At 66.7% G+C, this 11758-nt stretch carries 12 protein-coding genes; 5 read left to right on the forward strand and 7 right to left on the reverse strand.

What is annotated here, in order from left to right; translation table 11 throughout:
* Positions 1-259: 259 nt before the first annotated feature.
* From CFOUR_RS11295 to CFOUR_RS11315, 5 genes are all read left to right on the forward strand, one after another.
* Complete coding sequence (locus tag CFOUR_RS11295) at positions 260-3286, forward strand: murein biosynthesis integral membrane protein MurJ (RefSeq protein WP_290180274.1); 3027 nt, start codon at positions 260-262, stop codon at positions 3284-3286.
* A gap of 75 nt (positions 3287-3361) precedes the next feature.
* Positions 3362-3925 (forward strand): RNA polymerase sigma factor, encoded by a 564-nt coding sequence (locus CFOUR_RS11300; protein ID WP_085957069.1) that lies wholly within the window; start codon positions 3362-3364, stop codon positions 3923-3925.
* An 11-nt stretch (positions 3926-3936) separates the two neighbouring features.
* Entirely contained in the window at positions 3937-4932 is a 996-nt protein-coding gene (trxB, locus tag CFOUR_RS11305) for a thioredoxin-disulfide reductase (RefSeq protein WP_085957068.1), read from the forward strand.
* A gap of 9 nt (positions 4933-4941) precedes the next feature.
* Positions 4942-5265 (forward strand): thioredoxin, encoded by a 324-nt coding sequence (trxA, locus tag CFOUR_RS11310; protein WP_085957067.1) that lies wholly within the window; start codon positions 4942-4944, stop codon positions 5263-5265.
* Between the two features lie 45 nt (positions 5266-5310).
* A complete protein-coding gene (locus tag CFOUR_RS11315) occupies positions 5311-6489 on the forward strand; it encodes an N-acetylmuramoyl-L-alanine amidase (RefSeq protein ID WP_085957066.1) in 1179 nt (392 codons plus the stop codon).
* Positions 6490-6495: 6 nt separating this feature from the next.
* On the opposite strand, the gene CFOUR_RS11320 is transcribed toward CFOUR_RS11315, so the two are convergent.
* The 7 genes from CFOUR_RS11320 to rpmH form a co-directional block, all read right to left on the reverse strand.
* On the reverse strand, positions 6496-7554 hold the full coding sequence (locus CFOUR_RS11320) for a ParB/RepB/Spo0J family partition protein (protein WP_085957065.1): 1059 nt from the start codon (positions 7552-7554) through the stop codon (positions 6496-6498).
* A gap of 3 nt (positions 7555-7557) precedes the next feature.
* Positions 7558-8493 carry a ParA family protein gene (locus CFOUR_RS11325; protein WP_085957064.1) on the reverse strand — a complete coding sequence of 312 codons (936 nt, stop codon included), beginning with the start codon at positions 8491-8493 and terminating at the stop codon, positions 7558-7560.
* The gene (gene rsmG, locus CFOUR_RS11330) at positions 8494-9126 is read right to left on the reverse strand and encodes a 16S rRNA (guanine(527)-N(7))-methyltransferase RsmG (RefSeq protein WP_085957063.1); all 633 of its coding nucleotides are present in this window, start codon (positions 9124-9126) and stop codon (positions 8494-8496) included.
* Between the two features lie 79 nt (positions 9127-9205).
* A complete protein-coding gene (gene yidC / locus CFOUR_RS11335) occupies positions 9206-10180 on the reverse strand; it encodes a membrane protein insertase YidC (protein WP_085957062.1) in 975 nt (324 codons plus the stop codon).
* A 9-nt stretch (positions 10181-10189) separates the two neighbouring features.
* Positions 10190-10477: a membrane protein insertion efficiency factor YidD gene (gene yidD / locus CFOUR_RS11340; RefSeq protein ID WP_085957061.1), complete on the reverse strand. Its 288-nt coding sequence runs from the start codon at positions 10475-10477 to the stop codon at positions 10190-10192.
* On the reverse strand, positions 10477-10833 hold the full coding sequence (gene rnpA / locus CFOUR_RS11345) for a ribonuclease P protein component (RefSeq protein ID WP_085957060.1): 357 nt from the start codon (positions 10831-10833) through the stop codon (positions 10477-10479). The genes yidD and rnpA overlap by 1 nt, the downstream gene beginning before the upstream one ends.
* Positions 10834-10848: 15 nt before the next feature.
* A complete protein-coding gene (rpmH, locus tag CFOUR_RS11350) occupies positions 10849-10986 on the reverse strand; it encodes a 50S ribosomal protein L34 (protein WP_034996682.1) in 138 nt (45 codons plus the stop codon).
* Positions 10987-11758 lie beyond the last annotated feature (772 nt).

Consider the following 11758-nt stretch of genomic DNA (forward strand, 5'->3'; position numbering starts at 1 on the left):
GCGCATTGTCACCCCCGCGCCGCCCGCACCGGTGCCGGTGCCGCGCGAGACCAAGCCCGCGCGAGAGGCGGCCGACGACGGCGCGCCCGACAAGTCGCTTCTGACCACCAGCCCCAAGGGCGAGACCATCGCCCCGCCGGAGACCGCCGACACCGTCGCCGCGGGAACAGCAGGAGCCGCTACCGCCGTGGCCGAGCCGCAGACGGACGCCGAACCCGAGGAGGAAGGCGGCGAGAAGGTCGTGCGCGCCACCGGCTCCATGGCCGTGGCCACCTTGATCTCGCGCATCACCGGCTTCATCCGCACCGTGCTCATCGGCGCGGCGCTGGGTGAGGTCGTGGCGGCGTCCTTCAACACCGCGAACACGCTGCCCAACCTGATCACGGAGATCGTGCTGGGCTCGGTGCTCACCGCCCTGGTCGTGCCCGTGCTGGTGCGCGCGGAGAAGGAGGACGCCGACCACGGCGCCGCCTTCATCCGCCGGCTGTTCACGCTGACCCTGACGCTGATGACAGTGGTCACGGTCGTGGCCGTGGCCGCCTCGCCACTGCTGACCCGGATGATGATGGACGAGGACTCCAAGGGCAACCTCATCCAAACCACCTCCTTTGCCTTCCTGGTGCTGCCGCAGATCTTCTTCTACGGCATGTTCTCCCTGTTCATGGCGATCCTGAACACGAAGGAGTATTTCCGGCCGGGTGCCTGGGCCCCGGTGGCCAACAACGTGGTCTCCATCGCGGTGCTCGTGGCGTACATGGCTTTGCCGGGGCAGTTGAATCCGGCGGCGCCGACGTCGATAAGCAATCCGCACGTGCTGCTGCTGGGCCTGGGCACGACGGCTGGCGTGGTGGTGCAGTGCCTGATCATGCTGCCCGCGCTGCGCAAGCTGGGCATCGACTTGCGCCCGCTGTGGGGCATCGACGAGCGGCTCAAGCAGTTCGGCGGGATGGCGCTGGCGATTATCACATACGTGGCCATCAGCCAGTTCGGCTACGTCATCACCTCCCGCATCGCCTTCGACGCGGACGCCGCCGCGCAGTTCATCTACCAACAGCACTGGATGCTGTTGCAGATGCCCTACGGCATCATCGGCGTGACGCTGCTGACCGCGATCATGCCGCGCATGTCCCGCAACGCGGCCGACGGAGACGACGCTGCCGTGGTGGCGGACCTGACCATGGGCACGAAGCTGACGTTTATCGCGCTGCTGCCCATCATCGTCTTCATGACGGCGCTGGGCCCCGACATCGCCAGCGCCCTGTTCGCCTACGGCTCCTTCAGCCCGGAGGCCGCGCACACGCTCGGCATGACCATCTCCGCGTCGTCTTTCACCCTCATCCCGTACGCGTTGGTGATGCTGCACCTGCGAGTGTTCTACGCCCGCGAGGAGGCGTGGACGCCGACGTTCATCATCGCCGGCATCACCGGCACGAAGATTCTGCTGTCTGCGCTGGCGCCGTACATCGCGCAGGAGCCGAACCACGTGGTGGTGCTGCTGGGCGCGGCCAACGGCTTCGGCTTCGTCGCCGGTGCGCTCATCGGCGCGCTGCTGCTGCGCCGCAAGCTGGGCACCCTCAACGCGCTCGACGTGCTGCGCACCTCCGTGTGGGCGGTGGCTGCGGCGCTCGTCGGCGTTGCGGTGATCTTCGCTGTGCGCTGGCTGCTTCGCGACGTCGCAGGCGTCCACCTGCCCGAAACCATCGGCCGCCTTATCGGGGCCCCCAGCCTGGGCCACCTGATCGAGGTTGCCATGCTGGGCATCCTCTTTTTGGTGGTCACCGGCCTGGTGCTGTCGCGCTCGAAGCTGCCGGAGGTGCAAAACCTGGGCCGCGCGATGCAGCGCATCCCGGGCATGGGCCGGTTCATCCGCCCGGACGACGAGCGCGCCCTGGAAGTCGGCGAGGTGGACCCGCGCGACGTGTCCAACCAGTTCCTCGCCGCCGACACCTTCAACGCCTCCCCGGTGCCGCCGCCGATGTCCGCCGGTGTGGTGCGAGGCCCGCGCCTGGTGCCGGGCGCGGGCGTGTCCGACGGCCGCTTCCGCCTCATCCGCGACCACGGCGCTTCTGCCGGCGCGCGCTTCTGGCAGGCCCGCGAGGTGGCCACCGGCCGCGACGTGGCGCTGACCTTCGTGGACACGACCGGTTCCGCGCCGATGGCCCCGGCGACCCCGCGCGAGGCTGCGTTGCAGGCCGCCGGCGTGGCGCGGCGCACCCGCAAGCTGGCCAAGCTGGACTTGCCGGCTGTTGCGGAAAACATTGAGATCGTCTCTTACCGCTCCGGCGCCCTGGTGGTGGCCGACTGGATCGAAGGCTCCTCGGTGAAGGCGGTGGCCGAGTCCGGCCAGACGCTGCACACCGAGGCGGTGGCGAACGCGCTGGCGCCGTTGGCGGGGGCGATGGCGGCGGCCCACGAGGCGGATGTGCCGCTGGGTCTGGCCAACCGCCAGCAGCTGCGCATCGACACGGAAGGCCACGTGCGACTGGCCTTCCCGGCGGTGCTGCCGGATGCCTCCCCGGCCACGGACGCGGAGTCCTTCGCCTCCGCGCTGACTCTGCTTACCAGCAACGTCAGCTCGGATGGCCTGGACGAGGTCGCCTCCCGCACCCGCGCGCTCGTGGACGCGGACGCGGTGGACCAAGCCGCCTTCCGCGACATCGAGGACGCGCTGCGCGAGGCCGCGAACCTGCCCGTGCCCAACGAGGACGCGCCGACGGACGAGATCCCGGTGGTCGTCGCCGTCGATCCGGTGGCACCGGTGGCCGAGCACGTGGAGGATCCGGACGAGCTGCGCGGCGGCTTCGGCGGCCGCGCGATGGGCCCGGCGACCATCGGCCTGCTCACCTTCGCGGCGGTGATCGCGGCAGTGCTGGTGGGTGTGCTCACCACGTACCTGGTGGACTTCGTCTCCGGCGAGGACGTGGTGGACCGTCCGTCGGCGGTGCCCACCACCGCCAGCGACACGCGCATGCCGGTGGTCATCGCCCCGCTGGATCAGGAGATGCTCGACGACGGCACCCTCGAGATCACACCGCAAGACGGCAGCACCTTCACGCTCGAGCAGGTGCTTATCGACGCCTCCGGTTCCGCCCCCTACACCCTCTACGGCGTGCCGGCGGAGCAGGAGACCGCGCACCCGCCGGTGATCGCGCAAGGCAACCTGCGCTCCGGGCAGGTCAGCGCGGACGTGACCACAGACGAACCGCTGGTGCGCGTGATGCTCAAGGTAGACGGGGACGCGGAAGTGAAGGACGTGTCGCTGGTCGGCCGCGTGCTTGTCCACTGAAATACACACTCCGGCCCTGGTAGTGGGGGCTAGGGACGGGGCATAGTGGGGTAAGACACGTTCACGGGGGGAGACATGGATTACACCAACGACCGCCAACTGGTGGCGGCCTATCTGGGCGGGGACCGCACCGCCTTCAAGCTCATCGTGCGGCGCCACCGCCAGCGCATGTACTTCGTGGCCCGCAACTACGCGCGCAACGAGCAGGACGCCCAGGACATCGTGCAAGACGCCCTGTTCAAAGCGGCGCGCAGCATGCACACCTACCGCGGGGAGGCGAAGCTGTCCACGTGGCTGCACCGCATGACCATCAACGCTGCGATAGACCACCAGCGCAAGGATGACCGCTCCGGTGCCCAGTGCAGCCTGGACGACGATGAGGGGGTGGACATCGACGCCAACAAGCACCTGGCGTACCACCCCATGGAGAACATGGAGCGCACCATGGCCATGCGTCAGGCCCTCGCCGTGCTGCCCCAGGCGCAGCGCAAAGCGCTGTGGCTGATCGATATCGCCGGCATGAGCGTCGGCGACGCCGCGGCCGAACTCGGGGTGCGCCCCGGCACTGTGAAGTCGCGCCGCTACCGGGCCCGCGAGGCCGTTGCTGCGGCGATAGGGGAGATCGCGCCCGCGCGCTAGAATCGGCAACCATGACTTCCCCCGGCTTTAACTTTGTCACTCCGCAGACCGAGGCGGCGGCAGCACCCGCCACTACCGGCACCGATGAGGTGCACGAGCTGATCATCGTGGGCTCCGGCCCGTCCGGCTACACCGCGGCGCTCTACGCCGCCCGCGCGGAACTCAAACCCCTCGTCTTCGAGGGCTACGAGTACGGCGGCGAGCTGATGAACACCACAGAGGTGGAGAACTTCCCCGGCTTCGAAAACGGCATCATGGGCCCGGATCTGATGGCGAATATGCGTGCCCAGGCGGAGAAGTTCGGCGCGGACCTGCGCGCGGAGATGGTGGAGTCCGTGGACTTTTCCGGCGACATCAAAAAGGTCGTCGTGGACGGCGAGGAATTCCGCGCCAAGGCCGTCATCTTGGCCACCGGCGCGGCACCGCGCCACCTGGGCATCCCGGGCGAGGAGGAGCTGACCGGCCGCGGCGTGTCCACCTGCGCGACCTGCGACGGCTTCTTCTTCAAGGACCAGCACATCGCTGTCGTCGGCGGCGGCGATTCGGCGATGGAGGAGGCGACCTTCCTGACCAAGTTCGGCTCCAAGGTCACGCTTATCCACCGCTCGGAGAACTTCCGCTCCTCCAAGATCATGCTGGAGCGCGCCCGCGACAACGACAAGATCGAGTTCCTCACCGACTCCGTGGTCGACTCCGTGGTGGAGGCAGACGGCAAGGTCGGCGGGCTGAACATCCGCAACGTCGTCACCGGCGATAAATCCGTGCTGGACGCTGCCGCGCTGTTCGTCGCCATCGGCCACGACCCCCGTTCCGCGTTCCTGGATGGCCAGGTGAAGGTGGACGAGGCCGGGTACGTGGAGGTTGCGGAGCCGTCGACAAGCACGAGCGTTGCGGGTGTGTTCGCCTGCGGCGACTTGGTGGACAAAACCTACCGCCAGGCCATCACCGCGGCGGGTTCCGGGTGCCGCGCGGCACTGGACGCACAGCACTATCTCGCGGCGCTGTAGACTGACCGCATGAACGCACCTGTTGATGTGACCCAGGCAACCTTCAAAGACGAGGTCATCGAGGCGGACACCCCGGTGCTCGTGGACTTTTGGGCGGAGTGGTGCGGCCCCTGCCGCAAGCTTTCCCCGATTCTGGACGAGATCGCCGAGGAGATGTCCGGCGAGATCAAGGTGGCCAAGGTCAACGTGGATGACGAGCGCGCGCTCGGCGCCATGTTCCAGGTCCTGTCCATCCCCACCGTCTTGCTGTTCAAGGACGGCAAGAAGGTCGACGAGTTCGTCGGTGTGCAGCCGAAGTCCCAGATCATCTCCAGAATCCAGGCGCAGCAGTAGCTGCGCGTAGACTGTCCACCGTCCATTAGCTAAAGAAAGGCCCGCATGCGAGACATTTTGCGCGTTGGCGACTCCAGCTCGAGAGTCGCCGAGGTCCGTATGTCCCTTGCGCGCCTGGGACTGTTGGACGGGTACGAGGGTGAGATCGATTCCACCCGCCGCTTCTCCGAGAGCGAGATGCTTTACGACGGCATTCTGTGCGAAGCCGTCAAAGCCTTCCAGCAGTCGCGCGGCATCGTGCCCACCGGCGATATCGACGAAGGCACCCTGCGCGAGCTGCGCGAGGCCTCCTACACCCTCGGCGCGCGCGTGCTGAGCTACCAGCCGGGCCAGGAAATGGTCGGCGACGACGTCGCGCAGCTCCAGACCCAGCTGCACGAGCTGGGCTTTTACACGCACCGGGTGGACGGCCGCTTCGGCCCGCGCACCTACGAGTCGCTGATGAACTACCAGCTCAACTCCGGGCTGGAAGACGACGGAGTGTGCGGGCCCGACACCCTGCGCGCCCTGTCCCTGCTGGGCCGGCGCATCACGGGCGGTTCCGCGCAGGCCATCCGCGAGCGCGAGACCGTGCGCCAGGCCGGTCCGAACCTGACCGGCAAGCGCGTGGTCATCGACCCGGACTTGGGCGGCGCGGACCGCGGCCTGGTGGTCGACGGCCCGTACGGCCAGATCACGGAGGAGGAGATCCTCTGGGACTTGGCCCAGCGCATCGAGGGCCGCATGGTCGCAGCCGGCATGGAGACGATCCTGTCGCGCCCGCGCGGCGACAACCCCTCCAACAAGCAGCGCGCCGACCTGGCCAACGGGTTCAAGGCGGACCTGCTTATTTCCCTGCGCCTGGATTCCTACCCGAACGACAAAGCCAACGGCGTGGCCACGTTCTACTTCGGCTCCGAGCACGGCAGCTCCTCGCTGACGGGGGAGACCCTGTCCAGCTACATCCAGCGCGAGGTGGCCGCCCGCACCAACCTGCAGAACTGCCGCAACCACGCCCGCACCTGGGAGATGCTGCGCATGACGCGCATGCCGTCGGTGGAGCTGGTAGCCGGGTACCTGTCCAACCCGGGCGACCTGGCGGTGCTCACGGACCCGAACGAGCGCGACGCCATCGCCGAGGCCGTGGTCGTGGCCGTCAAACGCCTGTACCTGCTGGACCACGACACGCGCCCGACCGGCACCTACTCCTTCAAGGAGCTGCTACGCGAGGAAAGGCACGCGTAGCCTCTCCTAGTCGGTGCCCTGGATCAGGCCCATGATGCGCTCGAAGTCGTCCTTGTCGCCGAACTCGACCACGATCTTGCCCTTGCGCTTGCCCATGGTCACCGACACCTTGGTGTCCCAGATGTCCGCGAGCGAGTCTGCCGCCTGGGTGAGGTACTCCGGCTGCGGGACGGGCTGACGCTTCGGCTTGTCCGGCACCTTCCCGTTCGAGTTGATCAGGGAGACGGCCTCTTCGGTGGCGCGCACGGACAGGCCCTCGGCGACGATGCGGTCGGCGAGTTGGCCCTGGGCGTCGGCAGTGGCGCTGCCAAGCTTGATGCCCAAAAGGGCCCGCGCGTGGCCGGCGGAAAGGACCCCGGCGGCGACGCGGCGCTGCACGCCCACCGGCAGGTTGAGCAGGCGGATCGCGTTGGTGATCACGGGGCGGGAGCGGCCCAGCCGGTCGGCCAGCTGCTCCTGCGTCACGCCGAACTCATCCAGCAGCTGCTGGTAGGCAGCGGCCTCTTCGAGCGGGTTGAGCTGGACGCGGTGGATGTTTTCCAGCAGCGCGTCGCGCAGCATGTCCTCATCGGAGGTCTCGCGCACAATCGCCGGAATGTGCTTCAAGCCCGCCTTGGAGGAAGCGCGCCAGCGGCGCTCGCCCATGATCAGCTCGAAGCCGTCCTTGGTGTCGCGCACCACGATGGGCTGCAGCAGGCCGAACTCGCGGATGGAGTGGACCAGCTCCGCCAGCTCGTCCTCGTCGAAGACCTGGCGCGGCTGCTTCGGGTTGGGGATGATCTGGCCGACCGGGATCTCCTGGTAGCGCGCGCCCACCGGCACGGGCTGCATCACCTTGTCCTGCTTTGCCGAGACGGTCGGCGCGCCCTTGACCTGCTTGGGCGCACCCTTCGGCGCACCCTCAGGCTTGCTCGGCTTGCTCGGCTTAGACTCCTGCTTGCCAAAGATGACGTCAGAGGCGCTGCCACCGATGCCCGGGGTCTTGCCCTTGTTGTCGATGTCCGACGGTGCAGACGGGATCAGCGCCGCCAGTCCGCGGCCCAGGCCGCCCTTGCGTTCTGCCATGTGTTAGTCCTCCTCGAGCTGGTTGTAGACCTCGGGGCTCACGCCGATCGGGCCGGTGGTGGGGTGGGGCTGGTAGTCGCCGCGGGTAGCTATCTCGCGCGCGGCGTCGAAGTAGGCCAGGGCCCCGCGGGAGCCCGGGTCGTAGTCGATGACGGTCTGGCCGTAGCCGGGCGCCTCGGAGACCTTCACCGAGCGCGGAATCACGTTGTTCAGCACCACTTGGCCGAACTGGCCGCGCACCTCGTCGGCGACCTCCGAGGCGAGCTTCGTGCGCGCGTCGTACATGGTCAGCATGATCGCGGAAATATGCAGGTTGTGGTTCAGGTGCTCGCGGATCATGCCGATGTTGCCCAGCAGCTGGCCCACGCCCTCAAGCGCGTAGTACTCGCACTGGATGGGAATGAGCACCTCGTCCACCGCCGTCATGGCGTTGATGGTGAGCAGGCCGAGCGAGGGCGGGCAGTCGATGAACACGTAGTCAAAGCCGTGCTCGTCCAAAAAGCCGCGGCGGATCTGGTCGTGCAGCCGGTACTCGCGGCGCACCATGGACACCAGCTCAATCTCCGCGCCGGCCAGGTCGATGGTGGCGGGGATGCAAAACAGGTTCTCGTTGTCCGCGTGGGGCTGCACCGCGTCGGCGGCCTCGGCCTCGCCGATGAGCACCTCGTAGCTGGAGGTGGTACCGGAGGTGTGCACCGCACCCAGCGCGGTCGAGGCGTTGCCCTGCGGGTCAAGGTCGATCACCAGCACCTTCAGGCCCTGGCGGCTCAGCGACGCGGCAAGGTTGACGCTGGTGGTGGTTTTGCCCACGCCGCCCTTCTGGTTCGCCACGGTGACCACGCGCGGCTGGTCGGGCTTCGGGAGCTTTTCGCTTTTCGACGTCACACGCGCCGCGCGCATCGCCGCCTCCATCACAGGAGTCTCGTCGAAGTTGTCCATCTACGCCCCCTTCTTCTTGCGCTGGATGCGGATCAACGTGGTCGGCTGCTCCAGCACGGATTCACCGACCGTGAAGATCTCCGCGTCCGAGCCGCCGGCCTTGGCGATCTCGCGGCCGTCGCGCTCGAGTTCTTCTGCCACCGACTCACCTTTCATCGCGATCATGTATCCGCCGCCCTGCAGCAGCGGAAGAGACCACCCGGCGAGCTTACCCAGCGGGGCGACAGCGCGGGAGGTAACGGCGTCAAAGGTGGCCTTCGGCTGGTCCTCGGCACGCCCGCGCACCACAGTGACGTTGTCCAGACCCAGCTCGGAGACGACCTCATTCAGATAGACGGAGCGCTTCAGCAGCGGCTCGATCAGCGTGATGGCAAGGTCCGGGCGCGCGATGGCCAGCGGGATGCCCGGCAGGCCGGCGCCGGAGCCGATGTCCGCCACCTTCAGCCCGGGTGCGAACGCCTCGGAGATGACGGCGCAGTTGAGGATGTGGCGCTCCCACAGGCGGCCCACCTCTTTGGGGCCGATGAAGCCGCGCTCAGCGGCGGTGGTGGCAAGCGACTGGTGGTATGCCTCGGCGAGGGGGAGGCGCTCTGAGAAGACTTCGGCCGCGGCTGCAGGGGTGTTCTCCGACATGCCCAACACTGTAGTCGGCCCGCCGACACGAAAAAGTCCCGGCCACGTTGGGCCGGGACGAAGCGTCGATAAGCTCTCGCTACTTGCCTTGCTTGCGCTGCTTCTTGGTGCGGTGGTCCTTGGTGCGCGCGCCCGGGGCGGGGGCGGTGGTGCGCTTCATCTCCACCTTGCGCGCCTCCTCGGCGGCCTCCTCGGCGTCCATCTTGTTGTTCAGCCACATGCTCTGGAAGAAGGTCCAGAGGTTGTTGGTGAGCATGTAGAACAGCAGGCCGATGTGCCAGATCACGCCCGTGGCCAGAATCATGACGGGGAAGAACCAGAGCATCATCTTGTTCATCATGCCCATCTGGGATTCCATCATCTGCGCCATCTCGCCCTGCGGCTGCGGGGTCTTGCCGGAGGCCTTACGGGCCTGCTGGCGGTTGATCATGATGCGGGCGTTGAAGTGGGTAAACGCGGCACACAAAAGGACCAGCGGCAGGCAGACCGCGATGATCTTCGCGCGGGTGAGATCAGCGGCGCCGAATGCGGCGAAGGCCTCCTCCGGCATCTTCATGGACGCCGACAGCGGCACGCCGAAGAAGTCGGCGTCCAGGAAGGACTGCACGTCCTCGGCCGGGAAGGCGTAGTTGGCGGTGTTGCGGTTTTCCTCCACCGACATGCCCAGGCCGCCGCCGCCGGTGCCGGTGCGGTTGAAGGAGCGCAGCACGTGCAGCAGGCCGATGAAGATCGGCATCTGCACCAGCGGCACGATGCACGACGACAGCGGGTTGGTCCCGTTTTCGCGGTAGAGCTTTTGCGTCTCTTCCGCGATCTTTTGCTGGTCGCCCTTGTACTTCTCGCGGATTTCCTGCATCCGCGGCTGCATCTCCTGCATCTTGCGCGTGGAGCGCATCTGGTTGACCATCGGCTTCACCAGCAGCAGGCGCACCGTACAGGTGAGCAAGACGATGGCAAGGATCCAGGACAGGCCTGAGTCCTTGGGGATGGCAAAGCCGATGACCTCGTGCCAGAACCTCAGCACCCAGGAAATCGGCCAATAAATGAAATTCACGTTTCGGTGTTACTCCTCACTCAGTTCAATGCTGCCCGGCACCGGGTCGTAGCCGCCGGGGTGCCAGGGCCCGCATTTGCACAGCCTGGCCGCGGCCATTGCGCCGCCGCGTACCGCGCCGTGGCGTGACACGGCTTCGAGCGCATACGCACTGCATACTGGCATAAAACGGCACGTCCCGCCCATCTTAAGGGGTGAGACGAACTTTTGGTAACCGCGAATCAGCCTCACCAGCGCTTTCGCGGCCGGTCCCTTCGCCGCGGGGATTTCGCCGCCGACGAAGTTGTAGTAGGCCATCAGCGCTTCTTCTCGGCCTTGGCCAGCGCGTGCTCCAAGTCGCGCGCGAGCTCATCGCTCGTGGCCCTCGCGGCGGCCGGCAGCGCGCGGATGACAACGTCGCACTCGCGCCCAAGCCTATCGACGAGCTCACGCTGCACCACCACATTGCGCAGCTTCCGCGACACGGCGTGGCGCGTCACTGCGTTGCCTACCTGCTTGGACACCACCAGGCCGAAGCGCGGACCGCCCTGGATGACGGGGTCGGCACGGTGGTGCAAATGGACCATTAACGTGCGAGACCCCGCGCGCACACCCTTCCTCATCGCAGCTTTGAAGTCTGCAGAGGAAGAAAGTTTGTGCGGGCGGGGTAACACGCGCTGAAGTGAAAACTATGCCGTCAGCTTTGCGCGGCCCTTCTTGCGGCGCGCGGAAACGATGGCGCGGCCGGCGCGGGTCTGCATGCGGGCACGGAAGCCGTGCTTGCGAGCGCGACGACGGTTGTTCGGCTGGAAAGTCCGCTTGGACACGGTGGACTCCTTGTGGGGTCGTGAACGGCCGGCGGCTCGTGAAAGCCTCCCGGGGCAGTGGCCGTTCCAAATTTGAAACGTTGCGTTGAGATTGCGGTTTCGGCTCCTGGGCAGGAGCGCAGTTCGCGTGCAGCGCCTTCGCCAGCTCGCCTCGATCAGGCGGCCCGGTACCCGGCGGGGGCGGTGCTCTCAGATGTACGACGGTGCAACCGACGTAAAGACGGGCTTAAGACTACGCGAATTTCCACGCTCCGGCCAAATCAACACGCTTGTTCTGCGCAGTGCCCCATCGGGTACCCCCGTAATTACAACGGTGTGTTTTTTCGCAGGTGGGACGGCCAATCCTCGCCGCACCCTGCGAGGGGGCTGGCAAAAGGTGGACAGCTGTTCGATGTCTCAGCTTTTCCACAACTGACCCCGCGGCGGAAGTTTCGACAGCCCGAGGTCGGAGCAGTAACAATGAAGCAATCACCACAATCGCACAGCCTGGGGATGCACAGGGCTGTGGATAACTGTGAAGTTCCGGTTGAGACTTTCGCCCAAAACTTGTTATTTACACAGGTCACGGGGCCGCAGAACTTCACACACAGTTATCCACAGGCCGTGCAGACCTTGTGGACAAACCTCGCTGCTAAAGTATCCACACCTGTGGATAACACTGTGGAACAGCAGGTGACACCGCGCTGTGAAGGCGTGCGCAGTTGTGGATTGCACAGTGGAATGCGGTGAAACCCACCGGTTTCAGACAGGATCGGACAGACTGGAGACGACG

The sequence above is a fragment of the Corynebacterium fournieri genome (assembly GCF_030408775.1).
Classification (GTDB): domain Bacteria; phylum Actinomycetota; class Actinomycetes; order Mycobacteriales; family Mycobacteriaceae; genus Corynebacterium; species Corynebacterium fournieri.